The 26,915-nt window shown below is 59.3% G+C and carries 42 protein-coding genes; 4 read left to right on the top strand and 38 right to left on the bottom strand.

Annotated elements, in window-relative coordinates:
* Positions 1-17: 17 nt before the first annotated feature.
* The 19 genes from ACIGDJ_RS05415 to ACIGDJ_RS05325 form a co-directional block, all read right to left on the bottom strand.
* Positions 18-773, bottom strand: coding sequence for a C40 family peptidase (locus tag ACIGDJ_RS05415; protein ID WP_397478772.1), 756 nt, complete (start codon positions 771-773; stop codon positions 18-20).
* A 1-nt stretch (position 774) separates the two neighbouring features.
* Positions 775-1,524 (bottom strand): phage minor tail protein L, encoded by a 750-nt coding sequence (locus ACIGDJ_RS05410; RefSeq protein ID WP_397478771.1) that lies wholly within the window; start codon positions 1,522-1,524, stop codon positions 775-777.
* Positions 1,525-1,533: 9 nt separating this feature from the next.
* Positions 1,534-1,872 carry a phage tail protein gene (locus ACIGDJ_RS05405; protein ID WP_339100211.1) on the bottom strand — a complete coding sequence of 113 codons (339 nt, stop codon included), beginning with the start codon at positions 1,870-1,872 and terminating at the stop codon, positions 1,534-1,536.
* Positions 1,872-4,835: a phage tail tape measure protein gene (locus tag ACIGDJ_RS05400; RefSeq protein WP_397478770.1), complete on the bottom strand. Its 2,964-nt coding sequence runs from the start codon at positions 4,833-4,835 to the stop codon at positions 1,872-1,874. Before ACIGDJ_RS05400 ends, ACIGDJ_RS05405 begins: the two co-directional genes overlap by 1 nt.
* Before the next feature lie 10 nt (positions 4,836-4,845).
* On the bottom strand, positions 4,846-5,088 hold the full coding sequence (locus ACIGDJ_RS05395) for a DUF1799 domain-containing protein (protein ID WP_397478769.1): 243 nt from the start codon (positions 5,086-5,088) through the stop codon (positions 4,846-4,848).
* A gap of 68 nt (positions 5,089-5,156) precedes the next feature.
* Complete coding sequence (locus tag ACIGDJ_RS05390) at positions 5,157-5,540, bottom strand: phage tail assembly chaperone (protein WP_397478768.1); 384 nt, start codon at positions 5,538-5,540, stop codon at positions 5,157-5,159.
* Positions 5,541-5,543: 3 nt separating this feature from the next.
* Positions 5,544-6,197: a phage tail protein gene (locus ACIGDJ_RS05385; RefSeq protein ID WP_397478767.1), complete on the bottom strand. Its 654-nt coding sequence runs from the start codon at positions 6,195-6,197 to the stop codon at positions 5,544-5,546.
* A gap of 72 nt (positions 6,198-6,269) precedes the next feature.
* On the bottom strand, positions 6,270-6,686 hold the full coding sequence (locus ACIGDJ_RS05380; protein ID WP_397478766.1) for a phage tail terminator-like protein: 417 nt from the start codon (positions 6,684-6,686) through the stop codon (positions 6,270-6,272).
* A complete protein-coding gene (locus ACIGDJ_RS05375) occupies positions 6,683-7,105 on the bottom strand; it encodes an HK97 gp10 family phage protein (protein WP_397478765.1) in 423 nt (140 codons plus the stop codon). The genes ACIGDJ_RS05380 and ACIGDJ_RS05375 overlap by 4 nt, the downstream gene beginning before the upstream one ends.
* Positions 7,102-7,467, bottom strand: a complete 366-nt coding sequence (locus ACIGDJ_RS05370) for a hypothetical protein (RefSeq protein WP_397478764.1) — start codon at positions 7,465-7,467, stop codon at positions 7,102-7,104. The genes ACIGDJ_RS05375 and ACIGDJ_RS05370 overlap by 4 nt, the downstream gene beginning before the upstream one ends.
* Before the next feature lie 3 nt (positions 7,468-7,470).
* Positions 7,471-7,971 (bottom strand): DnaT-like ssDNA-binding protein, encoded by a 501-nt coding sequence (locus tag ACIGDJ_RS05365; protein WP_252877558.1) that lies wholly within the window; start codon positions 7,969-7,971, stop codon positions 7,471-7,473.
* A gap of 3 nt (positions 7,972-7,974) precedes the next feature.
* Complete coding sequence (locus ACIGDJ_RS05360; protein ID WP_397478763.1) at positions 7,975-8,376, bottom strand: HeH/LEM domain-containing protein; 402 nt, start codon at positions 8,374-8,376, stop codon at positions 7,975-7,977.
* A 55-nt stretch (positions 8,377-8,431) separates the two neighbouring features.
* Positions 8,432-9,460 (bottom strand): hypothetical protein, encoded by a 1,029-nt coding sequence (locus tag ACIGDJ_RS05355; RefSeq protein ID WP_252877556.1) that lies wholly within the window; start codon positions 9,458-9,460, stop codon positions 8,432-8,434.
* Between the two features lie 14 nt (positions 9,461-9,474).
* Positions 9,475-10,191: a hypothetical protein gene (locus ACIGDJ_RS05350; RefSeq protein ID WP_397478762.1), complete on the bottom strand. Its 717-nt coding sequence runs from the start codon at positions 10,189-10,191 to the stop codon at positions 9,475-9,477.
* A 40-nt stretch (positions 10,192-10,231) separates the two neighbouring features.
* Positions 10,232-11,311: a minor capsid protein gene (locus tag ACIGDJ_RS05345; RefSeq protein WP_397478761.1), complete on the bottom strand. Its 1,080-nt coding sequence runs from the start codon at positions 11,309-11,311 to the stop codon at positions 10,232-10,234.
* Positions 11,286-12,740, bottom strand: a complete 1,455-nt coding sequence (locus ACIGDJ_RS05340) for a DUF4055 domain-containing protein (protein ID WP_397478760.1) — start codon at positions 12,738-12,740, stop codon at positions 11,286-11,288. The genes ACIGDJ_RS05345 and ACIGDJ_RS05340 overlap by 26 nt, the downstream gene beginning before the upstream one ends.
* Positions 12,740-14,227 carry a terminase gene (locus tag ACIGDJ_RS05335; RefSeq protein WP_397478759.1) on the bottom strand — a complete coding sequence of 496 codons (1,488 nt, stop codon included), beginning with the start codon at positions 14,225-14,227 and terminating at the stop codon, positions 12,740-12,742. The genes ACIGDJ_RS05340 and ACIGDJ_RS05335 overlap by 1 nt, the downstream gene beginning before the upstream one ends.
* A gap of 1 nt (position 14,228) precedes the next feature.
* Entirely contained in the window at positions 14,229-14,750 is a 522-nt protein-coding gene (locus ACIGDJ_RS05330; RefSeq protein ID WP_047297584.1) for a hypothetical protein, read from the bottom strand.
* An 8-nt stretch (positions 14,751-14,758) separates the two neighbouring features.
* The gene (locus ACIGDJ_RS05325; protein WP_047297583.1) at positions 14,759-15,190 is read right to left on the bottom strand and encodes a proteasome subunit beta; all 432 of its coding nucleotides are present in this window, start codon (positions 15,188-15,190) and stop codon (positions 14,759-14,761) included.
* Between the two features lie 78 nt (positions 15,191-15,268).
* On the opposite strand from ACIGDJ_RS05325, the gene ACIGDJ_RS05320 reads away from it, so the two are divergent.
* Positions 15,269-15,475, top strand: coding sequence for a hypothetical protein (locus ACIGDJ_RS05320; RefSeq protein ID WP_047297582.1), 207 nt, complete (start codon positions 15,269-15,271; stop codon positions 15,473-15,475).
* A 77-nt stretch (positions 15,476-15,552) separates the two neighbouring features.
* Here the strand turns inward: ACIGDJ_RS05320 and ACIGDJ_RS05315 are convergent, their stop codons facing one another.
* The 18 genes from ACIGDJ_RS05315 to ACIGDJ_RS05230 form a co-directional block, all read right to left on the bottom strand.
* Positions 15,553-15,735: a hypothetical protein gene (locus tag ACIGDJ_RS05315; protein ID WP_047297581.1), complete on the bottom strand. Its 183-nt coding sequence runs from the start codon at positions 15,733-15,735 to the stop codon at positions 15,553-15,555.
* A complete protein-coding gene (locus tag ACIGDJ_RS05310) occupies positions 15,695-16,081 on the bottom strand; it encodes a hypothetical protein (protein ID WP_047297580.1) in 387 nt (128 codons plus the stop codon). Before ACIGDJ_RS05310 ends, ACIGDJ_RS05315 begins: the two co-directional genes overlap by 41 nt.
* The gene (locus ACIGDJ_RS05305) at positions 16,078-16,401 is read right to left on the bottom strand and encodes a phage holin, lambda family (protein ID WP_038861473.1); all 324 of its coding nucleotides are present in this window, start codon (positions 16,399-16,401) and stop codon (positions 16,078-16,080) included. The genes ACIGDJ_RS05310 and ACIGDJ_RS05305 overlap by 4 nt, the downstream gene beginning before the upstream one ends.
* A 325-nt stretch (positions 16,402-16,726) precedes the next feature.
* Positions 16,727-16,891, bottom strand: coding sequence for a hypothetical protein (locus tag ACIGDJ_RS05300; RefSeq protein ID WP_158004333.1), 165 nt, complete (start codon positions 16,889-16,891; stop codon positions 16,727-16,729).
* 69 nt (positions 16,892-16,960) lie between these two features.
* Positions 16,961-17,434, bottom strand: a complete 474-nt coding sequence (locus ACIGDJ_RS05295) for a hypothetical protein (RefSeq protein ID WP_397478758.1) — start codon at positions 17,432-17,434, stop codon at positions 16,961-16,963.
* Between the two features lie 176 nt (positions 17,435-17,610).
* Positions 17,611-18,291, bottom strand: a complete 681-nt coding sequence (locus tag ACIGDJ_RS05290) for a hypothetical protein (protein ID WP_397478757.1) — start codon at positions 18,289-18,291, stop codon at positions 17,611-17,613.
* Complete coding sequence (locus ACIGDJ_RS05285) at positions 18,288-18,890, bottom strand: recombination protein NinG (RefSeq protein ID WP_397478756.1); 603 nt, start codon at positions 18,888-18,890, stop codon at positions 18,288-18,290. The genes ACIGDJ_RS05290 and ACIGDJ_RS05285 overlap by 4 nt, the downstream gene beginning before the upstream one ends.
* Positions 18,887-19,054, bottom strand: coding sequence for a hypothetical protein (locus tag ACIGDJ_RS05280; protein ID WP_397478755.1), 168 nt, complete (start codon positions 19,052-19,054; stop codon positions 18,887-18,889). The genes ACIGDJ_RS05285 and ACIGDJ_RS05280 overlap by 4 nt, the downstream gene beginning before the upstream one ends.
* A complete protein-coding gene (locus ACIGDJ_RS05275) occupies positions 19,054-19,452 on the bottom strand; it encodes a recombination protein NinB (protein ID WP_397478754.1) in 399 nt (132 codons plus the stop codon). The genes ACIGDJ_RS05280 and ACIGDJ_RS05275 overlap by 1 nt, the downstream gene beginning before the upstream one ends.
* Positions 19,449-19,925, bottom strand: a complete 477-nt coding sequence (locus ACIGDJ_RS05270) for a hypothetical protein (RefSeq protein ID WP_397504519.1) — start codon at positions 19,923-19,925, stop codon at positions 19,449-19,451. Before ACIGDJ_RS05270 ends, ACIGDJ_RS05275 begins: the two co-directional genes overlap by 4 nt.
* Positions 19,922-20,146: a hypothetical protein gene (locus ACIGDJ_RS05265; protein WP_397478752.1), complete on the bottom strand. Its 225-nt coding sequence runs from the start codon at positions 20,144-20,146 to the stop codon at positions 19,922-19,924. Before ACIGDJ_RS05265 ends, ACIGDJ_RS05270 begins: the two co-directional genes overlap by 4 nt.
* On the bottom strand, positions 20,143-20,331 hold the full coding sequence (locus tag ACIGDJ_RS05260) for a DUF1382 family protein (protein ID WP_397478751.1): 189 nt from the start codon (positions 20,329-20,331) through the stop codon (positions 20,143-20,145). The genes ACIGDJ_RS05265 and ACIGDJ_RS05260 overlap by 4 nt, the downstream gene beginning before the upstream one ends.
* Positions 20,331-21,137, bottom strand: a complete 807-nt coding sequence (locus tag ACIGDJ_RS05255; RefSeq protein WP_042559995.1) for an ATP-binding protein — start codon at positions 21,135-21,137, stop codon at positions 20,331-20,333. The genes ACIGDJ_RS05260 and ACIGDJ_RS05255 overlap by 1 nt, the downstream gene beginning before the upstream one ends.
* Entirely contained in the window at positions 21,127-21,897 is a 771-nt protein-coding gene (locus tag ACIGDJ_RS05250) for a YdaU family protein (RefSeq protein ID WP_042562138.1), read from the bottom strand. Before ACIGDJ_RS05250 ends, ACIGDJ_RS05255 begins: the two co-directional genes overlap by 11 nt.
* Positions 21,897-22,217, bottom strand: coding sequence for a hypothetical protein (locus tag ACIGDJ_RS05245; protein ID WP_042559996.1), 321 nt, complete (start codon positions 22,215-22,217; stop codon positions 21,897-21,899). The genes ACIGDJ_RS05250 and ACIGDJ_RS05245 overlap by 1 nt, the downstream gene beginning before the upstream one ends.
* Positions 22,214-23,068, bottom strand: a complete 855-nt coding sequence (locus ACIGDJ_RS05240) for a hypothetical protein (RefSeq protein WP_042559997.1) — start codon at positions 23,066-23,068, stop codon at positions 22,214-22,216. Before ACIGDJ_RS05240 ends, ACIGDJ_RS05245 begins: the two co-directional genes overlap by 4 nt.
* Before the next feature lie 334 nt (positions 23,069-23,402).
* Entirely contained in the window at positions 23,403-23,594 is a 192-nt protein-coding gene (locus tag ACIGDJ_RS05235) for a hypothetical protein (protein WP_042559999.1), read from the bottom strand.
* A gap of 28 nt (positions 23,595-23,622) precedes the next feature.
* On the bottom strand, positions 23,623-23,808 hold the full coding sequence (locus tag ACIGDJ_RS05230; RefSeq protein ID WP_024013552.1) for a hypothetical protein: 186 nt from the start codon (positions 23,806-23,808) through the stop codon (positions 23,623-23,625).
* Positions 23,809-23,904: 96 nt separating this feature from the next.
* On the opposite strand from ACIGDJ_RS05230, the gene ACIGDJ_RS05225 reads away from it, so the two are divergent.
* Positions 23,905-24,570, top strand: coding sequence for a LexA family transcriptional regulator (locus tag ACIGDJ_RS05225; protein ID WP_042560000.1), 666 nt, complete (start codon positions 23,905-23,907; stop codon positions 24,568-24,570).
* Here the strand turns inward: ACIGDJ_RS05225 and ACIGDJ_RS05220 are convergent, their stop codons facing one another.
* Positions 24,571-25,281, bottom strand: a complete 711-nt coding sequence (locus ACIGDJ_RS05220) for a hypothetical protein (RefSeq protein ID WP_042560001.1) — start codon at positions 25,279-25,281, stop codon at positions 24,571-24,573.
* Positions 25,282-25,704: 423 nt separating this feature from the next.
* Here ACIGDJ_RS05220 and ACIGDJ_RS05215 point away from each other — a divergent pair, with 423 nt between their 5' ends.
* Together ACIGDJ_RS05215 and ACIGDJ_RS05210 are read left to right on the top strand one after the other, a co-directional pair.
* Positions 25,705-26,142: a hypothetical protein gene (locus ACIGDJ_RS05215; protein ID WP_397478750.1), complete on the top strand. Its 438-nt coding sequence runs from the start codon at positions 25,705-25,707 to the stop codon at positions 26,140-26,142.
* Positions 26,139-26,720, top strand: coding sequence for a hypothetical protein (locus tag ACIGDJ_RS05210; protein ID WP_397478749.1), 582 nt, complete (start codon positions 26,139-26,141; stop codon positions 26,718-26,720). The genes ACIGDJ_RS05215 and ACIGDJ_RS05210 overlap by 4 nt, the downstream gene beginning before the upstream one ends.
* The last annotated feature ends 195 nt before the right edge of the window (positions 26,721-26,915 follow it).

Below are 26,915 nucleotides of genomic sequence, written 5' to 3'. Positions count from 1 at the left end.
GAAGATTGGCCAAGATATCACCGCGCGCCCTTGTGACGCAGCACCAGTCGCGTGCGGTCGAGCCACGGCCCGCCGAAGACAATGACCTCTGACGGTCTGCCGTACAGGTGGTGCAGCAGGAACGGACCCAGCCCGAACGTCGCCGCATCCTCACCCGGCAGCGCCGGATCACTGCCGAGGAATATCCCGGCGTGGTTCGGGTAAACGGTGCGCCCCACTTCCATCACGATCATGTCGCCGCGCTGCGGCTGGTCGACCCGGTAGAAGCCGGCAGCCTCGTAGTTCGCTTCGTACAGGCTGATGCTGTCCTTGCTCTCCCACCAACCATCGGCGCGCTTGAAGGCTTCGAACTCCAGCCCCCACTCGCGCTTGTACCAGTCGGCGCAGACCTGCCAGCAATCCCAAGCCCCGTGGACGAATGGACGTTTCAGCAGCGGCACTTCGCCGTTCGGCACGATGGTGCGCAGATCACCTTCCGGCCAGCTCAGGATGTGCCAGGGCATCGCCGTTGCTTCGCATATGGCAAGGTCACGCGACGACGGCCTGCTGGTGGCATCCGGATGCGAATGAATTATGCCGATTACTTCGCCTTCGTCTTCGGCCGCGGCGTACTGCTCCGGATCGATCCGGAACTCTTCGTTCGGCTCAGTCGAAACGTTGATGCAAGGAAAGTATTGCTGCTTGCGCCCGATCGCCAGCAGCAGCCCGCAGCTCTCTTTCGGGTATTCGGCCGCCGCGTGCGCCTGGATTGCATTCAAGATGTGCTTTCGCATTTCAGCTCCGTGCGATCAGGGAAACGGCCGGGAAGCCACCGAACGGCAGCGGGTTGCCCTCACCGAAGCGCGGAATGCAGCCCTTGCCCAGCGTGGCGTCGCATTCGTCCAGTTCTGGGTTGTCGGTGATGACGCCGTCCTTCGTGACGTACGGGCCGGTGTAGCCGCAGTTCGGCCCGCGATAGCCGCCGGTGAGACACCAGTGGCAAAGCGTCGTAGCCTGCCGGCCGATTGACTCATAGCCGACGTCACCCGGGCTGGCCAGCTCCCAACTGACCGTCTCGCCGTCCTCGTTCGTCTTCTGGTCGATGTACCAGACCTCGATCGTCTCTTGGGTTGGGTCAGCTGTTGGGTTGCCTGCCGGAAAGTTCGCCGCATCGAGGTAGCTGCCGAGCGTGTGCCGCATCGTCAGCTTGAACTCGAGCAAGTCCTCGAATGCCAGACAGAGGGCCGTGATGCGCCCGTTGATGTTGCCCACTGACAGAGTGGGGCGAACCGCAGTGCCGTCGCCGTTCGCCTCAATACCATCGATCTGCATCGGCCAGGCGCTGTACTCGTTGCCCTGCCAATAGATCGCCTTCGCCGGCAACTGGTCGGCATCAGCACCGGCGGCGATCAGTTCGGCCGCCGTGTGCGGTATCGCGTGCCCATGGAAGCGCAAAACGTCCGCGCCATAGTCAGTGCCGTCCAATTCAAAGAGCAGCACTTCGCTGCCAGGCTCAATCACCTGGATGTCACTGATCAGCGGCATGGTTGCCCCTTATGGATGGAATGCCCGCTCGAACGTGGCGGTGAGTTTGAAAACGCCGCCGCCCACCGGAGTGGGCACGGGGTTCTTGCAGGTGAACAGGCCAAGCTGGCCCAAGGGAGTCGTCCAAAGGAAGGCTTTCGCGCCGGCATGCCGATCGAGGAACGCCATGATCTCCAGTACCTTGGCTTGAGGGCCGCTGTAGGTGATCGGGTACGCGTCTTCCTTGTTGTTCGGACCGTCGCCTACTTCCTGTTTGTAGCCGTCGCCGAACTGCGCGGTGCGCACTCGATACAAGATCTCGGGCGCGTCACCGTGCTGGGTTGGCCAGTTGAATGTCTCGATGGCCATCAGCCCCTCCCGTTCGTGAGTTTCCAGATTGAGCCGCCGGGTTGCAGCGCTCGGGCGATCGCGGTTTCAGCTTCTGCTTTCGCCGCCTGCTGAATGCCTTTGCCAAGCTGCGTCGTGTCTTCTGCGCTTGCCGCGCCGCCAGCGCCTTGGGTTTGCACCGACACCGCGACAGGGAAGTTGTAAACGTTTCCGCCACCACTTCCGCCGCCGCTGATTGCGCGCACGCCCAGTTGGCCGCCGGCCGTGCGGGTCAGTGGCATGATTGCCTCTGGCCCCGCCTCGCCCATGACGCCCGCCTGCCCGCCTGCCATCCCGAACGCTGTTGGCTTGCTCACGATGGAGTTGGTAAACGCTGCACCATTGGCGAACATCTGAACGCCGCCAGACCACGCGCCACCATTTGCTTGGACGCTGCCCGGCGTGAAGCCAGACAGGTCACCGCTGTAGCCGGCCGCAGTAGAGCCCGCTGACGTAGCCGCGCCGCCACCGAAGTAGCTCGCGCCAGCGCCGACCAAACTGCTCAGCAACGCCGAACTGGCCTGACGGGTCGCGATCCGCGCCATGTCCGCCAGAATCGACTTAGTGAAGTCAGCAAACGACAGCTTCCCGGTCATGGCGAAGTTGACGACTGCGTCTTCCATCGAGCTGAAGGCATTGCTGAACAGGTCGCGAGTCTGGCCGGCGATGTTACGCGCGCTCTCCAGATAGTTGCTGAACGCCGAGGTTGCCCCGTTGCGCCAATCGCTTTGCGCGGCCGACATCTGCTCGTAGTTGCTGAGCACTGTTTCGCTCAGGTCCATCTCGCTTCTGTTGATCGCGTCGAGCTTTGCCTGGTACTCCTCGGCGCTCATGTTGCGCGCCTTGTCGGCCCGGTCGCGCGCCAGATCCAGACGCTGCTGGTTGGCTCGATCGGCAACGCCGTTCAGTTCGCCATTGATGGCGTTCTCCCGGTCGCCACGGCCAACGCCATCCGCTGCACGGCCGCCAGCGCGCCGCAGGGCGACGCTCTGCTGGTCGAGGGCATCGGTGTAGACCTTGATCGCCTGCGCCTGCTTGGCGAGCCGGCCCTGCTCGTTCGTCGCGATGACTTCGAGCTCACTGTCGGCTTCCTTCTGGGCCTTGACCATATTGGCCCTGGCATCGGCGATCTTCTGGTCGAGCTGGATACGCTGCGCAGCAGAGGTGCTGGCCTTGCCCTTCGCGGCCTCCAGCGAACTGATTTCAGCCTGATACGCGGCGGTTACCTCGTCTCGCTCGTTGCCGATCAGCGACTGGCGCTTGAGCAGATAGTCCTCCTGCGTGACCAGCCCAGCTTTCTGCGCGGCTTCCAGCTCCTTCTGGGCGTTTTTATATTCACCGAGGATCAGCGAGAGCTGATTTTTCGAGTCGTTGAACTCGGTCAGGTTTACCGCTGAGGTCGCGGCTTTCGGATCCTTGTTCTTGTCGCGGATGTTCTGGATCGTCTTCGAGACAACCGCTTCCTGCACCAGCGGATCGTTCGGGTTCGCCTTGCGCAGCGCTTCGACGTCGCGCTTGTACTCCTTAATCAGCTTGTTGCGCTTTTCCTCGTTGGTGAGGTTCGAGTCACTGATGGATTTCAGCCTGATCGCAGCGTCAATCCCGCCTCGCTCGATGGCTACCCGGTCGCCAATGAACTTCGTACGGGACTTTTCCGCGTCGATCTGTAATTCGAGGAACGCCAGCTCTCCGCGATCCTTTGCGACATCCCGCGTTTCCAGCCCCAGAGCAGCAGCGCGCCCGCCTCGCCCCTGATTCGTCTGGAGTCTTTGGCGGATGACCTCAGCCTGCTGCTCCAAGGTTTGAATCCGGCCAATTTCTTTCGCGGCATCCAGCGCGCCAGAGGCTGCTTGCTTGATTTTGTTCCAGGCGCTCTCGATCAGGCCGAGGTTCTGAGTGACCTGCCCGGTGCGCTCTTCAATGGTATTGGCGTATGTGTCGGTGAGCAGCTTCGCCGCCCCAATTGTGTCGCCCTGCTCTTTCAGCGCCACGATCTGCGAGTAGACCGAGGCAGTGAGGAAGTTGTACTGGTCGTTCAACTCCTTGGCAGCAGAGACGGGGTCCTTGGCAATCTTCGCGAACTCGGCAATCGTCTCGTCGATAGACTTGCCGGTGGCCTTTTCCATCTGCAGAGCGGCTTCGGTGATCTCTTCGAAACTGCCGCTTGCGATCTTGCCGTTGCCCGCGAGCTTGGCCAGCACCTCGGCAGCAGCGCCAGTGGTGCCGACCGTTGCGCTCACCTGCTGCGCCATCGACGCCAGCTGAGTAGCGCTCGTGCCGGCAGAGTTGCCGGTGAAGATGATTGCCTTGTTGTACTCGTCGGCCTCTTGGCTGCCTTTGTAATAGGCCAGTGTCAGCGCACCAACAGCCGCCGCAGCCACAGTAAACGGGTTGATCAGGCCGAGGACGTAACCGCCCAGTGCTTTCGCAGCTGGGCCGATGCCGCCGAACATATCTTTGAGCTGTCCGCCCTGCTGGAGCAGCACAGTCAGCGGAGCCTGGCCACCTTGCAGCGATACCGCGATATCGGTGAACTGTGCAGGCACGCCACGAAGTGCAGCGGCCGTCTGTTTGGCGGTGTTGCCAGTGCGGGTCAGGCTGTCATCAAAACGGGACAGATTCGCTCGAGACTGGTCGATCTTTGACTGGTATTCGCTGAAGGTCGACGCATCAAGCGCGCCGAGTTTCTTCTGCTTGGCCAGCTTGTTCTCAAGTTCGTCCAGCCTGCCGAGCGCCTTAACTGTCGGGTCGATCTCGCCGAGCAGATCGCTCAGCTCGTCCTTCTGCTTCTTGATCGAAGCTGTTGCCTTGTCGGCGCCTTTGGAGACGCCTTCCGCCGCCTTTTCGGCCCGCGCACCCGCCGCAGTCAGCTTGTCGAGGTCGGAGCTCGCCTGCGCAGCATCGGTCGAATCGACCTTGATGCCGAGTTCAGCAATAGAAGTCATGCGGGCTCCGTTATTTCGATTCGCTCATCACGAGCATGGCTTCTGCTTCCATGACACGAATGTCCTGGAAGACTTCAGGGATTTCGCGCCGCTTCATGCCCAGCATCGAGGCCACCGGCGGCAAGGCGTTGTAGTCCAGCCCGGTAGCCCCGCCCATGCCTACGCGCCACTGCGTGGACATCGCCTCGAACAGCAGAAAGGCCCGCCAGTTGTCTGGCCAGACCTCGTACTCGACGGCGGGAATGTCCGCCAAGGTCAAACCGAAAGCCGCAAGGGCAGCTTCTGATGGGCCTGGCTCATAGATGGCACGGGCGGCGCCGGTCAGTTTCCCAGGCGGGCCGGCTGGTAGGCGGTTTGGTACGCTTCCAGAACGGCCTGAGGCGCACCAATGCAGGTGGTAACCAGCGCAGTCAGAGATTCGTCAGACAGCTTCTCGTCGAAAGCCCAGCTCGCAACGATGTCCTTGAGCTGGCCGACCTGCAGCGCGATTTCAGCGGCGGTCGCTTCCTGCCAAGTCATGTCGTCTTCCTGCACCTTTTTGGCGTGCTCGTCGCGTGCCGCGTTCCACTTATCGAAGTGCGCGGCCAAGGCCAGCCGGTCCATGTACTTGAACTCGAACTCAACACTGACCGGGTCAGCGCCGACGCGCGGGATCGCGACCTTCGCCTTGAAGGTCGGGTTCTGGGAGATCTTGATCTTGGCCATGGATTACACCGCCGCTGCGTAACGAGTTGGACGGGAGGCCAGCGACAGGGTGATCGTGCGGGTCATGATGTTGTTGCGGTCGAGTGTTGGGGTAGCAGTGATGGAAACGTATGCGTTGTAATAAATCACCGAGCCGTTCGGCAGCGTCAAACGCAGAACGCGAGGCGCTCGATCATCGTCGGCCGCTTCAACAGCCACCACGTACGGCAAGCCTGGGTCGTCCGCCACGGTGATACTCATGCTCATCGGCGACTTGGTGGTCGGCAGTTGGCGGTCGTCGGATTCTTCAAGGAAGCCGAAGGTTGTGAATTGCTGCTCGCCGCCCGCACTGGTGCTGCCGGTGATCTGGCTGATTTGAGCCCAGCCACTCGCCGCACGAACCGAACCCGCGCCTGCACCAGCCGTGTACACGACGGTATTGGTGGTGTTGATGCCTTCCAGCTCGAAAGTGCCTACGTCGGATTCGGCTACGCGGGCGACCTTATCGTTCAGGCGCGTCCAACCGGAGTTCACGACGATAACGTCGCCGTCGGTAAGGCCGTGCGCGGCGGCCGTAGCAACCGCCGGATTCGCGTTGCTGATGGCACTTACAGGTTTCAGCGCGCTGAAAGTCGCTGCGATTTCGAGAATGGAGCCGTTGGGAAGAATGGCGCTCATTGAGAATGTTCCTCTGTGCAGAAATGACAAAACCCGCTCAATGGCGGGCTCTGGGTTTGCCCAACGGGCGGATTAGTTGGTGTCGGATCGGTATTGGAACGAGGCCGGCACCGTGAAGGTGTTGCCGTCTGGTATCCCGGGACCCGGCGCAACTGGCGTCATGACCAGCGCCACAAGCCCAGCGCGGGGAATACGCAGATTGAGCGGGAACAGCGCCGCCAGTTCATCAACAATACCGCTCGCCTCGGTGCGGTACTTGCCGGAGGCCGTCACGATGTTGACCTGGAACACGCCAGAGTAGACCCGATGGTCGCCGCTCAGCGTGTTGCTGGCCGTGACCGCCGGCATAGTGAAAGCCCGCAGATACGTCTCGCCCGTCGCTGGCGTGTAAGTTTCGTTCTCGACCACAACCTTGATCGGCTTGGCGCGAGCCTTGGCCCAAGTCAGCAGGCGCGACTCGAAGGCCGCAGCAATGATGTTGTGGCTCATACCTGGTTGTTCCTGATGGCTTCGAGCACGATCTGTTGGAAGCGGGCCTGGGTGATGCGCACCATCCCGCCAGGCGCCTGATCGGAGTGCCCGTACTCCAGCGGGATCGCGTATGGCAGATTGTTCACGATGAAGGCTGTGGTGCCTGCCCGAAACAGGATCGACTCGCCCGCGATGCGCGCCGTCGCCTCTGCGCCCGTTGGGTCAAGCGCGCTGAGCGTGCCAGCAGCCGGCGCATCAATCGTCATCTGCCAGTTGCCACGGAATCGCCCGGTGTCTACCGGCGACATGCGGATCAGCGAGTTGCCGATCTCGATGATGATCTCGCGAAGGCTGGCGTCGACCGCATCCTTGGCCTGCTCTGCGAACTCTGCCAGCTGTAACGCGAAGCTGCCCTGCTGTCCTGCGTACTTGTTCATGAGCGCACCTGCAGTTCGTACAGCAGTGGCGTGCCGGCCGGGTTGATCTCCTTGAAGTTGATCACCGTCCACGTTTTGCCCTGCACGTCCGCCTTGATCTGCGGTTTCGGCTTCCAGTCCATGCCCAGCGCCGCGATCTTGAGTTTCTTGTCGCCGCGCACAATCAGGGTGTCGCTCTGGAATTCAAGGCCGGTGAAGTCGAGCAGGATGCCTTGGGCGGTTTGCTCAATCACCACTTCGCCACCATCGGGATTGTCCGGGTCGTACTCCGCCGGTTGGATGTCTCGAAGCGTTACCGGCTGGCCGTATTGAGTAATCAACCGCAGAGCGGTGGCGGCCATGCGGTCGTAGAACTCACTCATTGGTCAGGCCCTTATGGCGTAAAGCCCGCGCTTCTGGAGGTAGTCGGCAAACTGCGTATGGCTCGGACGATCCGGAGCCGCCGGCAACAGTTTGCCGCTGGTATTGGAGATTGCCGCGTATTCGGTATCCACCGCGCCTTCCACGCGCTCGCGGATGATCGCGCCTTTGCGTGTCTCCGGCGGGTCGATATCGTCTGCGTGGATCTCGCCCGCGAGGGCCATCTGCCCGTACTGGATACGTGCAGGAATGTAGTCGGACGGCTTGTTTTCGCCGTCGATGTTCACGCCACGGCGAGGCCAGGCCAGCGCCTGGTCACCGTTGGCCCGGCATCCTTTCCACTTCATGCCATCCATCGCCAAGGCGGCCCGGCGAAGCAGCGTTTCCTGTGCTGCCTCTTCCGCCGGAATGGTCACGCCGTACCGCGCGGCGTAGCTAACCAGTTCCGCTGCGGTTGAGTAGCTGTCCGCGTCAGGCTTGCCGGTACCGTCCTCGATGATGAGCATTTGTTACTCCTGGGTGGCGGGCTGGGCCTTGAGCAGTTCCAGCAGCTCAGCCTTGTTGGCAGTGGACGAATACTTAACTTCCTTGGCGTCCAGTTGCTCCTTGATTTCCGGGATGGTCAGGCTATCACGCGGATCGGCGTTCTTCGCGCGTTCGGCAGCGAGATCTGCCAATGCCTGGGCGAGCTGGTCCTGAGTGTCGGTGAGCTCAAGGCGGATAGCCTGCGTCTCGTCTGCGCCGCCGCCATTGTTGCGAGCGCCGCTCTCGTCCGAGCGAGTGCGAGCAGTATCAACCCCGCCGGTTTCGCCTACGGTTTCGGGACCGACGGTGATATTGCCTTCGGTTCCGCCGAAGCCCCAGCGGGCCTTGATGTTCGGGTCGATGTGATTGTCTTTTTGCACGGTCATGGGTTTCTCCTGGATCAGTTCTGCGCGGCGGGCAACTCACCCGCCGCGCGCTCGGTTACGGCGTTGCCGCAGTAACGAGGGAGGTGATGAACGCCATAGGCACCTGCTTGCGAGCGAACTTGCGCTCCCAGTTGGTGGCCAGCGCCAGGTCCGCCCAGTTCGCCGAGATCGGGCGAGTTGTGGTCGGGGTACCGGTGATGGTGGTGCTGGTGAACGAGAAGCCCAGCGGATGCACAACGAAGTTGCGACGAGTCCACAGGGTTTCCGCACCGCCACCGTTACCGCGATCAGGCGTGCGGTCGTACTCCAGGCCGTCTTCGCCTTCCGGCTGCTGCTCGGCGTAGCCGATAGCGCCCGGGCCGAAAATGATCGACAGGTACTTGGCGGTTGGGCCGGTGCCAATCACAGGCAGACCGTCATCCAGAACGACCGGCATGCCTTGGAAGCGACCGAACTCTGGGGTCTGGTCTGCGATCGGCGTGTAATCGATCTGGTTCTGAATGGCCAGTTCGGTGTGAACTGCCGAGTGCATGGCAATCACGCTCAGGCCGCCCAGTTGGCCGGTGTAGTCGCCCATGGTGCCTCGGGCGCGGATCACAGCAGTCGGGCTGATCAAGCCGCCCGCGTCTACGACCATGTCACCGCCATTACTGGCCACGTTGTCGTTGTAGATACCGACCGCAGTGGCGATGGTGCGGCGCTGGGCCACGCGCTGCCAGTACGAGATCAGGCGGCTCGCCACGAACTCCAGCGGATCTTGCTTGGTGATGTTCTTCACCAAGTTCATGCAGTTCCAGCCTTCGTTGAGGTACGCGGCGCGCGCCTGCATGGAAGCGCTGGTGACCGACAGCGGTACCGCGATGTCGGTGTACACGTCGTTCGAGTAGTTCGACTCGATGGACGCATCCAGGTCAACCCACCACGGAATGGTGAAGGTGTTGGACGGGCTGGCCAGCAACTGGGTCATGTCCGAGTTGGTGGTCAGGATGCCCGACTGGAAGAACGCGGTGCGCTCGACGGTGTTGACGCTGATGTAGTCCCGCAGCTCGTCACGGAAGATGACGTCGGAAAGAATGGTTGGCATTGCGATAGGTCCTTTTACGATGCCTCAGCCGCTGCCTTCAGGCGCGCGTGCTCGGCGGGGTTGGTTCGGCGGAGCTCTACGCGCTCCATCCCGGTAAGTTGGTTCCACGTTTTTGCGGCCCCGCCGCCTTTGCCGCCGGCAGCCCCGCCACCAGAAGCCCTGCTTGAAGCGATCAACGGAGCCAGGGAGGCGTCGTTGTAAAGTTGAGTCTTGAACTCTTCCACCGTCAGAGCGGTAGGCCGGCGCTCAGCGTCCAGCACCACGACGGTGGGCTTGCCCTCGCGCAGCTCCATGGAGAGGCGAGGCTCGATGATTTGTTGCAGCACGGCGGCAGAGCCCTGCACGGCCAGCTCTCCGGCCACGCGTGCAGCAGTTGCGCCTACGGTGAGAGCATGAACCTGAGCCTGTAGCGCGCTCAGCGTGCCGTCCTTCTCGGCCAGTGCTGCGGTGTGCTTTTCCTGCCAGCTGCGGTCGAGCGCTTCAGTGTCGCCGGACTTGCGTGCGGCGTCCTCGGCAGCGATTCGCGCCGCCTCTTCAGCTTCGCGCGCCTTCGTCTTGTTGGCTCGAAGCTCAGCCAGCAATTCGTCATTCTTGGCTTTCAAACCCGTGACGTCCTCAGGTGCCGGCAAGCCTTCTACTGCCAGCACGTAGTCTTCGCCTTGCGCCTTGTAGAACGCTTGCATGGATGGTTCGAGCGCGTCATATGCTGCTTTGTCGATTAGGTATTTCATGCTGTCCCCCTGGGACTGGTTTACAGGCTCAGCCTGCGGATCAGATGCCTGCGCGCTCGAAGGCCAAAGGCTCCAAGGCCTTCATCTCAACGAGTGTCAGTGGTTTGAAGTTGCGATCGAGCTGGAGCTCGGAAAAGCGCTTAACGCTGAGCCCGCCGTTGCGGAACAGAGCACCACGGGCCTTGCCAATGGCTTTGTCCTGAAACGATGCGGGCTGCTGCTTGAGCCAGTGGTAGTAATCGAGATCGGCGCTGACTTGCGCTGCACCATCCGCTCCTTTTGAGGCCCTTGTGGCGTCCTTCTCGAACATTTCGCTGAGGCGCGTCAGCAGCACGAAGGTGGTTCGGCAGTTCGGGTGAAACGGTGGCCTTGGCCCCGAATCGACAGGGAATCGGCGCTTATCCAGCGTCCGGCAAATCTGGCTAGTCTTGCTGTCGAGCGTGGCAACCAGCTGTATCTCGGTGACGATGTCGGTGTTGGCCTTCGCCGTCTCCATTCGCGCCTGGCTGGCAACGTGCTGGATGGCAGTGCGCACCACCGTTGAGGCGTTGCGGTCAGTGATAGCAAGAATGCCGTCTGTGTACCCTGCTGCCTTCGTGCCTCGAATGTTCTGCAGGATCTGGAAGTTCGTCTGCCCCTCGAAGAATCCTTGCCGGATTGCGCCGGTGACACGCTCGCGCTCAGCCGTCGTCCAGTCCTTGATGAATGGCTTGAGCAGTTTGCCGCCGTCTCGGATGCTGAGCGGGTTGTTCATCACTGCCGAGCGGATCGCCGTGACAGATGGAATCGCAGCCTCAAGGCTGATGCCGGCGGGTACCGCTTTCGTCAGGCTCGTTGCCTCGAACTGCGCTTCGTAGTTGGCAAGGTCAATCAGATCCAGCGTCAGCTGATCGGTGAAGCGGGTGAATATGCCAAGCAGCAGGCTATCCACCTCGTCGAGCAGCTTCTCCAATCGATTGCGACTAAATCCGGTCAGATCGGACTTCGTCAATCGCTCACGCAGAGAGCGGTCGATCTCCTTGAGGAAGGGGGTGAACTTCTTCACCTCCCCCGCCTTCAGCCTTTCGAGGAAGACAGCGTGCCGAATGGTGGCATCATGGATCGCTTGGTTTGCCGCCATCTGGTTTGTCCTCATCGTCCAGGCCAAGGCCTACTGGATTCGCTTCGAGCTCGCCGCGAATGTCGTCGTCGGTCTTCTCTGGATCGATCACGCCGCGATCGCGCAGGTATTGCCAGAAGTCAGACTCAGGCACGCGCCCGGCCTGCACTGCATTGAACAGGCTGGCCATGATTGCCGCGTCGAGACTCACTTGAGTGAAGTCCTGATTCAGCTTCAGCAGCGCTTCGCCGGCGACATTCTCGAATGCGCACATCCACATCAGGCACTGGCTGTAGGCCTCGCTGACGTTACTCACGGCCAGCGACAGGATGCTGTGCTCTGCCGCGCTGTCGTTGTCAGCCTGGGTTGCGGTCTTAACCGCGCTACCACGCTCAATCAGGCGGGCGCCGAGCGAAACCATGTCCTCTTTCTTGCCGTCCATGGCCTCTTTGACGAGGGTATTCGGCTCAGGCTGGGCGAATCCGCACGATCCATTGACTGGCAGCGTCAGCGGCGCACGCGATCCGACATAGATGCCGTTCTCTTCCAGGTGATCTCGCCACGCCTCATCAAGGCCGGCGATCCAGAACTGGGGCTGACCCGAGAACCAGACCGAGTCCTCGTAGTCCGCGCTGTTGTGGTAATGCCCGATGTTGATCTCGGCCATGTCGTACAGCGGAGAGTCATCAATCGACGAATCGTTGTTCTCGCTGCCGACGAACATGAAGGGGATCAGGCGCCAAGGCTTGCCCGTGCCATCTAGAGGCGTGTGCGCGTCAGTTGCCGCCCAGCTCCCGCCCTCAGTCGTCCACAGTTCCTGCTCGTACACGCCAGAGTCATTCAGGCGCAGCACGCGATATTGATCTTTGCTCTCAACCCCGAAGCCGTCATCCGTGTCCTTGTCGACCACTTCCTTCAGCACAACCAGGCTCAGCAGGTGCTGCCCGCCGACCTTGCGTGTCTTCCAGTTGATGATGCACTCAGCGTTGTAGCTGGCGATGGTTGGGCGGATGCCCATTGCCGCGCTGTCCGCCTTGCTGGTCGCTCCTGGCTCAACGCTTGGATAGTCCACCAGCAGCCCGTGGCGGCCGACTTCGAGAATGTGCCCGATGACCGATTGAGACTGCTGGTAAATGCTGATGCCCTGGCCATCGACGTCCTTGGCGACGTATTCAAGTGCGGCTGGGACGGTGAGCGTTGGCCAGGTGCGAAACACTGCCCCCACCAGACTGTTCTTCGTGCGCCCAGTAGCGTTGTAGAACACGGCGCGCATCAGATACGTGGCGAACCGCGCCTTGTTCTCGTCGCTCTCATCGTGAGGGTTTGGCCGAGGCAGGTAGTGATCCCCGCGAGCCTTTACAGTCTCGGAGCCCTTGCACACGTCGCGCACCAGCCGCCAACGGGACTGTGCCGCGTCGTACTCCGGGCGGGTGTAAGTGACGTCTGCCATTAGCGTGCGAATCCCATTTTGATTGATTTGACCGGCTTCCTTGCGCTCTTGGCGACAGCGAAGTACCGGAATGCATCGGACGGGTGAGACGCCCAGTCATGAAGCGGCTTGTCTTTCCAGCAGCCCTTCTTGTCGTCCCACTCTTTGCGGTAGTTCTCCAGCGCGGTGATGCCCTCTTCGCACTTCGCCTCGTCAAAGGCGCAGAGCCCGAGGATTTCCCGTGCCTGATCAATGCCGTCGTCGACGCCGATCTTCGGCACGACCTGGAACGTCATGCGGTAGTGCTGGCCGTCGATCTCGTAGCCTTCGCGCGCCATTTCCCGGCGGGTCTTGGCATCGCTACCGAACTCGCGGTTGTCGATGTCGTGCGGCCCCCAGTGTTCGGAGTAGGTGTAACCCTTGTCCTTGAGCACCTTCATGTAATGCCGCAGGCCTTCCCCGCTGTTCTGGTAGAAGTCGATGACGTGGTACTCGTTGCCGACCTGACGCACAAACCAGATGGCCGTGGAATCGCCGACGCCGATGTCCCAGAAGGTCATCACCGGCAGGTGACTGTTGTCTGGCAGCGTGCCGATGCGCTGAGCGGCATACAGCTTTGTGAACTGCTGGGCGTAGTAGGCGCCCTCGATCGACTGCTGGAATGCTTCGGCCGGAATCGATGGGTATTCCCGCTTCATGTCGTCGCCGAGGGTCTTCTCCTTGGCGGCGTACCAGGCGCGCTGGCCGGGGTTGGTGTCGATGCCGTGCTTGGCGAACAGCTCGTTGAAGTAGTCGGTCAGGCGCTGCGGGATGACCGCTTCGGCAGGATCGAGCCAGTAGGCCTTGTTCTTCCACCAACTGAAAAAGAAGAACTTCCAGTCCAGCTTGCCCAGCGGCGTACCGGACAGCAGCTGCTTCTCTGCGCTCTGCGAGTACTCGAAGAAGTAGCCCGCCCGCCCCTCCGCCGTCGATTCAATCGTGACGAAGCAATCGGTGGCGACAGCCTCGAAGGCGCCGGTGACGATCTCTCTGGCCTTGTGGGGAAACTTGGCGCAGATCTTCCCGAACTCGGATACGTGCAGATACCGTAGAGTCCCGCCCCGGAAGGACGTGGACACGTAGAGCGATCCGCCTTTGCTGAACACAAGCTCACCAGCAGCATCGTTAGAAGCAGGATTGGCGGCGCGTATCTCTTTAGGCAGGTTGTCGTAGGCATATTTGACCTTCTCCCGGAACAGGCGCTTGGCGTCGTTCAGGGTGTGAGCGATCAGCGCGCACTTCGCCGACTCGAATAGAGCGGCGTCGAGCTGGATGATGCAGCACTCAGTAGTGAAGCCGAGCTGCCGAGCCTTCAGGATGATGTTGCGGGTATGCATCCCATCGAAGTATTCAATCTGCTCGTCCGTCATCCGGAAGCGGACTTTCTTGCCCTGCTTGTCGGTGATGAAGTAGAGATTGTTCAACCGCCAACGCTTATCCCGGAGCAGCTTCATGTGCTCGGGCTTCATGTCAGGCGTCCTTCGATAGTTCGTCCATCATCGCGGCCAGGGTATCGACTGTCTTGTCACCCTCTTCCGTGTCGAGGTTGTAGGCCTGGCGCTCGCCCTTGATGACCTTGAGCTGGGCATCGACGCCCGCGTTGAGCGATCGGGAGAAGTCGCCGATGTTCGCCTCGTTGACTGTCATGGCCTGAAGCGCGGCACTGAGCTTGTTCGCAATGCCTCGCCACTGAGCCAGATCAACCCGGTGCGCGAGCACTACAGAGGCAACCTTGTCGGAAGCCTCCTCAATGATCTGTTCTTCGGTTACCAGTGGGTCTTGGTAACTTTCCGTGGTAACCGCGTTGGTAACCTTTCGTTTGGCTGCGGCTCTGACCTTATCCGTCAGGTCGCGCACCCAGCCTTCCTTCTTCGCTCGCTTGGCAATCGCTACGTGAGAGATGTTGCTCTCTTCGGCGATTGCTCGAACTGAAAGCGACCCAGCCCGGTAGGCTCGTTCGATCGCCTCCCAGTCGGGTTGCTTGGTTGTCATGGGGATCCTTATTCTTGCTTGATGGTCATCGTGCGGATGGTGCCGCCGGTGTAGATGTCACGCTTCATGGCGGCGCGAACCGCGTCCACAGCGCTTGCGCCCATATCCATCGCTGCCAAGGCATAGGCGGAGCCGCTGCCAATGGCGTCAGGGTTGGATTGGTCGAGCTCTTGTTTCCAAATGCCTGTCTTGTCGTCGTGGCCGACCATCATCAGCTTGCCGCCGTCGACGACATAGCCTGAGCACTCAACGGGAACGATTGAGGGGGTTCCGAAGTAGGCGGCAATCAAAGCCTTCTCGTCACATACCGCTCCAGTCAGGAAGAAACTGACTCCCTCAACGGTCGCGCACTTCGAGCAATCATCTGAGACGATCGCCCCTGACCTGGTTTGGCGAGAGTCGTAGGCAATCACGCCGTCTTTGTAGGTGATGGTCGTCATACGCTTCCTCACTGGATACTTGAAATGGTGGCTGGTTGCCGGTATTGGTGGTCGCTCACTCAATGCAAGGAGCAACAAATGGCAGGCGCAATTGATTCAATCGTGAACAACGCAATCGGCGGACGATCTGCAGAGGTTAAACGCGCTACCGCAGTAGCTGCGGCACTCGAGGTCATCATCTCTAAATGCGCTAACTCTCCCGGACACCATGGTCAGGTAGAGCAAGAGATGGAAAACCTATCCAAGTATGCGGATCAGATCGAGGCCGCTCTCATCCGAGGCTGACGAGGCATATATCGCTCACCCGAGCGATACCAGACGTGTCGCGACACAATTTGCACTCTCGCGAAAAGTGTCGCGACCTACTTGCTCTGACTGCGTTTGATCTGCGCGTCCACCTGATCTGCGCAGGTGTCGAGCAGGTTGATGGCTTGGTTCTTCAGCTCCCACAGCTGGCCGTTGTCGGCGAGGTCCTCATCAGCTACCCGCTCACATGGCACCAGCTCAGGGGGTTCGACTCTTACCGCCGCTGTCTTTGTTACCACCGCCGGCTTTCCCGCGCAGGCCGTCAGGCAGAGGCTGAGCAGCCCAATCACGAACAGGCTTGCTGTTGCGTTTGAGTTCTTCAAAGTTCTTCTCCGCCTTTTTGGCTTTGGCCTGACTGGCCTGTAACCGCTTGTTCAGGTCTTTCTGGTAATCGGCGTTGCGCTGGGCTTCGGCGCGCAGGGTGGTGATCGTGGCCTGGCTTTCGAGGTTGGCGTCGACCGCCTTCTGCCTCTCACCGGCTTCGAACTTCACGTCGGCGCGCAGGGCGATAACCCGGTACTGCTGAATCCCAACGAGCAGGATCGCTACCAGGGCAATGATGGCTGCAGCAGCGAAGGCCTTCATGCGGCATCCGCCTTGCGACCGAGGAATCGGGTCACCAGCTCGCGAATGGCTGTCACGCCGAGGAAGCCGATCGTGCCACCGGCAGCGATCGATAAGCTTGAAGGCCAGGCCATCCACTCAATAACGCTGGACGCTACGAGACTCAGCGATCCGCAAATCAGCGCCTCGAAAATGATCCGGCGCACGCTGGTTTCTTTTCCGTCGTAGATGACGCGAAGCAAGCAAACGGTGATGGCCATGATGACGCCCGCCATTAGCGGATTGCTCAACGCCAGCCAGAGCTTGGCCCATGTGTCTGGCTTGTCAGGCATGTTTGGCATCCGGGTTGCCTCCCCCTTGGGGAGATTGATAAATCCGGCGTCCGCTGCACTCCCAGCTCGGGGCTATGGGTGTGGGGAGCCGAAAACAAAAAAGCCTCCGCAAATGCAGAGGCCCTGAATAGGTGCGCTCGTCTTTCCGAGCTGTCGGCCAAAGACCATCCCAGCGTCGACGCCCCTTTGCATCGATCTCGCTGTTACTGTCTCGCGCCACCCTGAAAGCATTGTGAGGTCAGAGTGCGCGGGCTGCCGGCGTTGATCCGTGCGTCGCACTATCCGGCTATCGACGTCCAGGCCTTCCCGAAGGCTGCCCTGGCTACAGGTAAAACTACAGATTCTTTTTGTGGATGCGCCAACCCATAGAGACACCGGGATGCAGATACTCGCCGGTGCGCGGATGGCGCGAGAAGTCGGTCTCGCCAACTTGGCGTGCGACCGCCTCCCATGCCGTTCTGGCGCGCTCCAGCAGATTGCTTTTGGCTTTCAGCTTCATGCGCACCTCCCAGCGAGTCGAATTCGAGGCAATAAAAAACCCGGCTCGGCGGCCGGGTCAATTTGTAAATCAGGGGCGATAACTCAAATGCTTTCGAAGGATATCGAACAGCGACTCATACAGGCCTGAGAAATCCGCATCTAGGCCGGAACCAGACGATCTATGAGTAAGATTGTTTTCGGAGGACGTCACCAAGTATCCACCTTCTTCTTTCTTCAATTTCAATGACGTAAAGATTGTTTGCTTCGGGTAAGTGCTAACGCCGCGATCTAGCGTCAGGCCGATGGCGAACTCAAGAAATCCATCCTTCCCTGGGAGCTCATGCAGCATTACATACTTGTAATCACCATTTACAACCTTGGCGATCCTCACATACGGGGTTTCGTTACGCTCATTATCTAGGTACGTCGTTTCCGGAAGCTCCAAGAAGTTTGAGAACCCCTCGCGGATGACTCCGACAGTGCCCTGCAGATCACGCCAATACTCAGAGATCGCGTCATCTTGCTTCGTCTTAAGCTCTCTTAACTGCAAAAATCGAGACATCGGAAACCCTCCTATGGTTTGGAGGCATCACATTGCCACAATCCGTAGTCTCGCAAAACAAAAACCCGGCTAATTTGCCGGGTTTTGTTTGTCACTCCTACACACGCAGGAATGACAGGATGGGTTAATAATGCGACATGGCGACATGACATTGCAAGCCCTTTTGAGGGACTATTTTATGCCGCCTCGCCTTCCAGCACTCCGACTGCTTCAAGCATGTGTTGCGCCTCGACCAGAGCCTCGTTCACAAGTGACTCCAAGCCGTCCTTGATGGCCTTGTTCCAGCGCTGGTAAGTGCGCTCTGTAAGCCCTTGGGAATCCCAATTCGTCATGTCGTAGTTCGAATCGGCCAGGACGATCATCTCGCCGGGCTTGTCCTCTGCGACGGCGCGCGCATGCTTGTTGGCCCGGGCGACGTCAGCGTCTGCTGCCGCGTTGCGCCAATCCCACTGCCCCTCCTCCTTGTTCTCCCGGTGCTTCGGCGCCTTGCTCTGGGTTACCGCTCGCTGAATGCCCTTCACCTGCTGCGGTACAGCCCACACCAAGACAGCCTGTTGCGTGAATCGCTGCGGCGCCGGGCTCTTCACCACGGCGACCAGCCGGCCGATGGAGTCGATCTTGCGGCCACGGTGCGTGCTGTACTTCGCCACCAGGGCGTTCCAGTGCCTCGGGGAAAGCTGGGCGTGCAAGAGCTTGTGCGCGATGCAGTCAGCCAACAGCGCGGCATCCTTCCCGGATATCTCGCCCTTGAGCTTGCTGGCCTGCACCCGGGGCTCGACATTGCATCCGCCGGAACTGTTGATCGTCTCGGCTGCCAAGGCCCGGACTACTGCGGAAATCACATTGTGGTAGTTCATGCTGCAGCCCTCTTCAGTTCCCGAGTCTTGGCCCGGTATTCGGCCTTGATGGTTTTGATTTCTTCGACGGTGTACTTGCGGGGCTCATGAGGCCCCTCCAACCAAGCCACGGTTTCGGCGCCGATGCGCTGCACCAACCGGATGCGGTACTCCACCGCGTTACCGGACAGGTTGCGATTGCACTTCACACACTGACGATGAATATTCAGCGGCTCGAAACGCAGCTCAGGACAGGCGCCGACAGATCGGTAGTGGCCAGCGTCCCAGCGGCTACCCGTCATCAAGTCGTTGTCGTTCGGCATCGAGTCGCAGCTGATGCACGGCAGGCGCGCGTCACGCAGGCGGACGTACTCGTTCACCGCGGTCTGGGCTTCGCGCAGGTGATCCGCCCTGCTCTTCAGCTTCTCCTTGCGGACCTTGATCTCGCGGCGCTCGATGATCGCCAGCGACTTGCGCTTCTTCTCCTGCTTGTCCCGCGCGATGACAACGGCGCAGTCCGGCGAGCACCAGGACTGAAAGTTTACGCGCGGGACGAATGAGGCCCTGCACGCTTTGACCGCGCATTTTTTGGGGCGTGGCTGCTTTGCTGTGAGGCTCATAATGCTTTCCTTGCTGCTCGTTCGACTTCTTCCTTTCGCGCTTTGCGTTTCTGCTCAAACTCGGCGAGAGATTCCTTGCGGCGTTGATCAACAACATGGCCGGCGACCACGCCAATGACCATGGCGAGAAAGATCACAATCCAAAACATTTCTGCTGGAGTCATCAGTAGCGCCCTCCCCACTTGTCCTGCTCAGTCCAGCGGACACCATGCTCGGCGCCGAAGGCATGCATCAGCTCGAACAGATCGCTGAACCACTTCTGCGACTGCTTGCGGGTCGATACGGCCATCACGACAAAGCCACCATCCAGACCTGGCTCCGCGCGCTGCTTCTCCAGCGAGGCACTGAAAAGGCACTTCCAGTCTTCACTGGTCAGCTTCTTGCCGTGCCAGACCACTTGCTCGGACACGTCCTTGAGCATTGCCCACATCTTGCGATTGCAGATGTCCGGGCGCTTCTCGTCTTTGATGACTACGATCTTGGGTTTGGTGAAGTCGGTGGCGTGCAGGACACCCATAAGACGGCTGATATCGCGCTGGCTGCGGATTGCGAACTCGGTCATGCCGCAACCTCCGTCGCCATAGCGTTCGTGAATTTCTCCACCAGGTGGGAACGTGAGACGAACGCATCGACAACGAACCCTCCAAGATCGATTGCGAACGGATCACCGTTACCCTGACCGCGCGGCACGTAATACTTGCGATCCTCGCGGCCCTGGACCGGGTCAATCACGAAGTAACCCTCATCGGTCACCTCGATCAGGATCTGGTGATTGCCAGCCTCGATATTGAGTGACGGCGCCGTGCAGAGATAAACGCCCTCGTCCGCCAGGGGCGGGTTGTCGACACTGAAAAACGCCGTGTATTTGATCCCGAGGTATTCGAGCATTTCGCGCATGGTCAGCTCGCCCTCGCGGTATGGCTTGTGCAACTCATCGATGACCTCGGCAACAGGTCGACCGGCAAGCATCGCAAGGCACGTTGAAACGCAACTCACCGGGCACGGTTGCATCTGTCGAACGATCACTGGATTCATGGCTGCACCATTTGGCTTGAAAGGCCGTCGATCAGTTCACCGAGCTGCTTTGTCAGTCGCTCGTTTTCAGCCAGCAGTTCAAGCGCCACCTCTTCCACGGTTCTCTCGCCGAGGAAATCCTGCAGTGCTTCAGTGTTGAGCTTCCACTCTGCGCAGTCAGACCGGAATGACGCGGCCTCGGCCCACAGCAGCTTCTGGAGTTTTTGTTTGTCGATGGTCATGTCCGTTGCTCCGCTGCTTCTGCGATCAATGCCATGCGCTCCAGGCGCTCGGTGGCCTGGCTTGCCAAATTGAGGCAGTCCGCCTCATCCACCACCGGCATGCACACGAAGCGGATCCCGTGCTTGACCATGGTGTTCGCCATCTCAAGGGATTGGCGAAGCTGTGCTGGGTTTGCTCGTTTCATCAGAAACCCTCCTTGCCGCGCTGCGATTCCCAGTCGAACGGGACCACGATCATTCCGCCCTCGCGCAGACGGTCGACGCAGCGGTCTCCCATGGCGGCCGGCAACTGGCTGGCTTCGAGGTTGGAGATCACCACCGTCGGGCGCTCCTGCTCGTACCGGCCGTTGATGATTGCGAACAGGGTCGTCAGCTCGAAGTCGCTCGGCTGCTCCTTGCTCACGCCTACCTCGTCCAGCACCAGCAGATCGGGATCGATCAGGCTCGACAGAATCTCGGCTTCGCTGCGTTCACTGTGCTTGTCGTACGTGGAGCGGATCGCCTGAAGGATTGCGCCGACAGTGCGGTACACGGCCGTGCGCGACGTGTTGTGCAGCAGCTCGTTGGCCATGCCGGCGCCGAGGTGGGTTTTACCGGTGCCGGGCTTGCCGATCAGCACCATGCAGCGACCGGTCTTGAGGATCTCGTCAAAGATCTGGACGTAGTGCTGGCAGAACCGGAGGGCTTTGCGCTGACCGTCGTTCTCGGCCTGGTAGTTACCCAGGGTGCGAGTGGTGAAGCGTTTCGGGATCAGCGCATCGCCCAGCTTGCGAGCGAGGGACATACGCAGTTCCATCGCCTTGTTGGCCTTCTCGGCCGCGTCGGCTTTCTCGCGGGCAATACGGCTGCATTCGGGGCAGTTGCTTCTGAGCTCTCGGCCGAGCACGGCATAGACCTTCTGCTCGTAGGCGCCGTGGGTTTCGCACTCGGCTGGCTGGATGCGAGTACCCGGCGGCAGTTCTGGAGTGGATTGGACTTGTTCAGAGCGCATAGCTGCCGTCCTCCCGCATCTTCAGGCCGGAGGTGTAATCGCGATCAGCGAAGCCGGTGTGGCGGGATTGCGGGAACGGGTGCACGTTGCTGGCGACTTTCACCTCGTCCTCCCAGCGCTTGCCGTTCAGCCATGTCGCTGGGTGCGGAATGAACTGCCCGCCGTCCTTGACCCATGCCTCGCAAACGACTTGCGCAGCCAGGCCTTCGGCAATCTGGCCGAACAGGTCAGCAGTGACCTTGAGCTTCTTCCAGGCTTTTTCAGCTGCGGCCTTACCCTTCTTGTTCGGGTACATCTTCCAGAACTTCGGGAAGAGGTCCTCGGTCGGCGCCTGCGCCGGAGTCTTTTGATCTACTGGTTCTTGGTTAATGGTTAGTGGTTTATGGTTATTGGTTAGGTGACCATCCGTGGACGCTTCGTGCACGAGTGGTGCACGCTTCGTGCGCTTGGCTTCCTCACGCTTCTCGGCGATCTCTTTATTTTTCAAGGCTGTAGCGTGATACGCGGCCACTTCGTCCTGAATGCGCGCCTGGATGTAAACGCCATCGACAAGCTCGAAGAACTTGCGCAAAACAAGCTCAACTGCGTCGATTTCTTCCTTGTTGCGTGCCCAGCACCAGTCGATTGCTTCTTCCAAAGTAGGGAAGCGTTCACGGTCGTAGCACGCATCGAGCAAGAGCGTGTACGCACCGTGTTCAAGCATGGTCAGGCGCCCAGCCTTCTTGTGGTAGTCGCCAATATTTCTTTTGAAGTAGTGCATCATGCGACCCCCTTGAGATCGGCTGGATTGAGCGACACAAGTGCTCGGAGCGCGGTGTGGTGACGGCGCAAGGCGTTGTACTCGGCCTTCTTCGCGGCGCGCACACGCTGGAACTGAGCCTCGGTGAAATTCATCACGGGCAAGAAGTCGTCGTTGTGCGGATCAAACTTCCCTGCGGGGCGGCCGTGCGCTTCGAAGTAGGTGTCGTACAGCGAGCGCAGTTCGGCCTTCAGGGCCTTTTTAGTGTTCTGCGCCTTGAAGTGCTCAAGGGCAGTAGTGGCGGCGCGCTCGATAAGCTGCTGGTAGGTAGGACCGCTCATGCCAAGTCCTCCTCGGTCGCTTTGCAGTGGCAGAACTGACCATCCCAAGTCTTTTTCATCGGGAGCTTCTGAGCCATGTACAGATCGTGCAGGCGCTTGGCGCCCTCCTTCAGAAGGATCGGCGTGTACTTGGCAAAGGAGTCCATCCCCTCGTTGGAGATGGTGGTCACCTTCTCCGTCAGGTATTTGTCTCGGGCGATCGAGCCGACTCGGAACTTGACCGACCGATTCTCGTCACGCTCCGAATTGAAGATCCACTTGCGGGCCAGCAACGCGTTGTTGACCTGCTGGCAGTTCACGCCGTTGAGGCGCTTGCAGAACTGCGTTGGCGTCATGCCTACCTGGAAGATGGACTCAAGGCTGGCGATCTTCTCGGCCTGCTGATGGTTCTCGACGCGCAGCACGGCGGTCTGCTCGATTTGGTCGGCATAGAGGCGCAAAGCTTCAGCGTAGGAAGGGAGTGCGACCTTCTGGGAGAGGCGCTCCTCCAGCGCTGTCATGTGATCGAAAACAGCGGCTTGAAGGTCGTAGCTATACGACATCGCCATCAGGCAAGACTCGCGCTTTGGAAACAAATAGCCTTTGCGCGGACGACCATAACTGTCGGGAAGATCGGCAATAAATTTTGCCGATGTCTCCTCACCCAAAACCTCTACCACTTTTCCTAAAAAGCTCTTGTGCAAGAGCAGGGCGAATTTTGAACCAGTCTCAGCAGATTGCCGCGAGCGATGAGCGTTTATGAACTCGACTAGCTCAAGGCTGGTCATTGAAATGCACGACACGTTTTCAGAACCAGCAAAACGTGTCGCGACATTCGAAGGGGTATTGCTCGTTTGGTTTGGATGGTGCATTATTCGCTCCAGAACGTTGTGCAAACAGCTGTAAAAAGAACCGACCTGATCCGTCGGTTTTTTTGTGCCTGCGATTTGGTGGATGGTTGTTTCATTGGCAGTTCCTCATGAGTCCCTGAGGGGCTTATCAGCCCTTCCGTCCTATGGAAGCGACGTTGCTCCGGCTCTTTGGTGGCCGGGTCATTCGATCCAGCGCCCGGTTCATGATTGTTGCGGCCATCTCTTCTGGGGTTACCCCGTTGCGTCTGGCTAATAGCTCCAGATCAGCGAGTCCCTGCCAGTCGAGCTGGATTTCCAGCGGTTTTCTTTCAGGCACAGGGCCTCCTCGGCTACTTCAGGCCACGTCTGTTTTCGCGTTAAGCTCTTCCATCATTTGGTTCAGGCCGCGCTCAAGGATTTCGCGAGCGAGCACAGCTTTCTGGGTCCGCTGAAAGCGGGCCATCGCTGTCAGCAGGTCGTCAGCCGCCTCGTCCAGGCGAACCTTGGTCGGCTTGTCGTGGAGGTGGTCAGGTGCGAAGTACGACATCTGTGTTTCCTTGTGTGATTGGAAGTGGTTAGGCAGCGGATTTCTTTAGGGCGTCTTCGTAGAGGCTTTCAATAGCCTTTCCAGTTTCGTAGCGAACATCCGCGCCCTTACTGGCGCGGTGAATAGTCGGCTGCGTGGTGGAAATGCGATCAGCGATCGCCTTCTGCGAAAAACCTAGGCTGAAAAGCTCAGTGAGCATTTCTTGAATAGTCATATGTGCCTCCAATTCGGCAGCGTATTGACCGCATGATACGCAGTCGTATAAACGGAGGCAATACACTTGCGCAATACGTTTGTCTATTGGTGAAAAATGCACATCGGAGATAGGATCGCTGCCGAAATGGCCGCTAAGGGCTGGAGCGAGGGCGAGCTGGCGCGTCGAGCTGGCGTTACGCAACCAACCGTTCACAGAATAATTTCCGGTGAATCGAAATCCCCAAAGCGGGAAAATATTGAAAAGATCGCGAAAGCCTTGCGCGTGGCCAGTAAGTGGCTATGGGATGGCGGACCGAAGAGCGAGCCTGATTCCTTTGATGCAAACGTAGAGCCGGCAACAGGGCCGAGCCGTTATTACGAATATCCGGAGATCAGTTGGGTGCAGGCTGGAGTTGCGTGCGAAGCAATGGATCTGTTCAACGTTGGCGACTTCGAGGCGATCCACCCTTCAGATGCTTGGGCAGGGCCAAATGGTTTTTGGCTGAAGGTGCGCGGCCCGTCAATGACATCGACCAACGGCATGAGCTTCAGCGAAGGAATGATCATCCTTGTTGCGCCCGGAAGCGATGTCGAAAGCGGCCAATACGTAGTGGCCAAACTCATAGACACCAACGAAGCAACATTTAAGCAGTTGGTTCGCGACTCCGGGAAGGCTTACTTGAAACCTCTCAACCCTGCTTTTCCAACAGTTGAAGTTGATAACACCTGGACGGTTGTCGGCCGCGTCGTAGACGCGAAATGGCCTCGATCGGTTCTTTGATCAGACGAGGCGTATCAGGCGACAGCCAACCCCCATCGAGATAAGCCGAGGGATCGTATTTTTTTGGTGCGCTGTCAGCCTGTCCTTCACCTTTACCTCGACCATGAGTACCTCGGTCCCGTTTGTGAGCTCCAGATCAGGCCACCCATGGGACATAGCGCCGTCGAATTTTGCGTAAACATCCAAAAGCTGGTGCCAGAACGCCTTGGGATAGGCGGCGATGAACTTGCGCGCTATGTGACTTCCCGATGGCGTCATTGGCCATACTTCCGCGCATGCCGTGCAAATCCTCGAGTAATCCTTCAGGACAGATTCCACATCTGACAATCTGCTGCTGAGCACTTCGTGCATTTCCGCGATAGGCTCGTGCGGTACCTCCCTACCTCCCTCTAGCAGCTTTTCGATACCCTGGGCGGTCATGGGGATTAAGTAGTGGATTGCATGCATGAGCGGTGTCCGCACGGGGTCGATCGCTTTGTACGGATTGCGGTCAATCAGATATGGGAGCAGGAGCGCCCTAAAGATTGATCTCGTTAAATTCCCCTCCGTGTGCTCGCCCTCCCACCCCTCGCTTTTCATTAGTGCCAGTGCGGCCTCTTCTGGGCGCCCTTCGCGCGGAAGTCCTATCCGCTGTTCCTTCATAGGCCATTCGAGCCATTTTTTTGCCTGAGCAGGCATCGACTGCTCATGCGCCAACACATCGAAATCCATTTCTTCTCTCGCTACCAAATGGGGGCGAAGAAGAATCTCACCAAAAATAATGCGTGCGCGTATTGACGTTATTTATACGCGGGCGTATCGTTCACCCATCGCAGCGACACACAGCCACTGCGAAGGGCCTCAAGAGACCCGCCGCTCTTTAACAGTCAGGAATCTTCGCGGATCGATCCCCGGAAACGGGCATAGCGCGAAACACAAACTTCGATCCCCATGCAGGCTCTGGAACCTGCCGGACTCCCCATATGGGAGGACGCCAAACCATGCAAGCCAGCCGGCGAATAACACCGAACACGAAATGTGTGACGCCGGCCAGGTGGGGAAACCGCGGCGCCGAGCATGGGGCGGAAAAACGAGAAAGATTTACTGATGCCGCTTCGATGAGGCGGCATTGTTGAATTCAGTGGAGGCAACGAGATGTTCAAATTTGAGACTTTACCGGAGCAGCTGATGGCGTTTTTCATGCTCGGCTTCCCGGTCGCCGGACTGCTGATAGGCGCCGTGCTTATTGGCCTTGTATGGCGAAAGACCTGGGCCTGGATTGACGATGCAGAGGCTGGGCGAAACCCGGTCTTGGAATTTATGGCGCGACTGCGAGGCTGGACGCCATACACCACCGAAGGCAGCGGTTATCAATGGTGGAAAGATAAAAAGGATTCAACGCAAACGGAGGTTCTACTGCCGTTTCTGGGGCTTTTCTTTTTCTCCCCTCTTGCGGTCTTCCTCGCTATCAAACTTTACCCAATCGTCATGGCTGCACTGACGCTGCTTGCGGTCGCTTTTGTGGCTCGATTCGCCCGCCGGCAAAAGAAACTGTTCGACAAGCACCTGAAAGATCCCGAAGCGCACAAATGACGGACCTTTTCACTGATGCACCTGGTGACGGGTGCATTGGGAAAACAACCGAGGGCAAGACGATGGGATTGGATATCACGGCTTACAGCAAGCTTGTTGAGGCACCTGACGCCGAGCGCGATAGCGATGGCGAGCTAGTCGATTATGAAAACCACACCACGTTCTACAGCAACGAGGACTTTCCAGGGCGGACTGAAGGCCTTATTGAAGGAATGGCTTACCGCACCGACGGCGAGTGTTCAGGCCTCAGCACCGGCTACGGCACCTACAGCGCTTGGCGCGAGGAGCTTGCGAAGCTCGCGGGTTACCCTGCTGAAATGCGCGAGCAGTACGGGCGTCAGGTTGAAAGCTACTGCGGAGCCTGTTGGGCTGGCGCAGAGGGGCCTTTCGCTGAGCAAATCAACTTCAGCGACTGTGAAGGCACCATCGGCCCGGTGGTGAGCGCGAAGCTTGCCAATGATTACGCCGAATTCGCGGAAAAGGCTGAGGCAGTAGGTGGCTACTTCTGGGAGAAATACCAGGAATGGCGAGTTGCTTTCGACCTTGCCGCAGATAACGGCGCCGTCAGCTTTCACTGACTGACCAGCGCCACGACGGCCTGTCGTTAACTGCCCGATCCTCTCTATGAGAGCGCATCGGGGTGTGATCTACAGCGGAGCAAGGCACCTGACTCGTAATCAGGCCAGCCACTGAGCACCGTCGACAAAGCGCGGCGGCAGGCAAAGCCAGAGGTGACGACCTCGCGTAGATCACACCCCGATGCGGACGAATGT

This window comes from Pseudomonas sp. NPDC079367 (assembly GCF_044542195.1).
GTDB lineage: Bacteria > Pseudomonadota > Gammaproteobacteria > Pseudomonadales > Pseudomonadaceae > Aquipseudomonas.
Note: the sequence above shows the minus strand (reverse complement) of the source record. Positions and strands in the feature narration are given on the sequence as shown.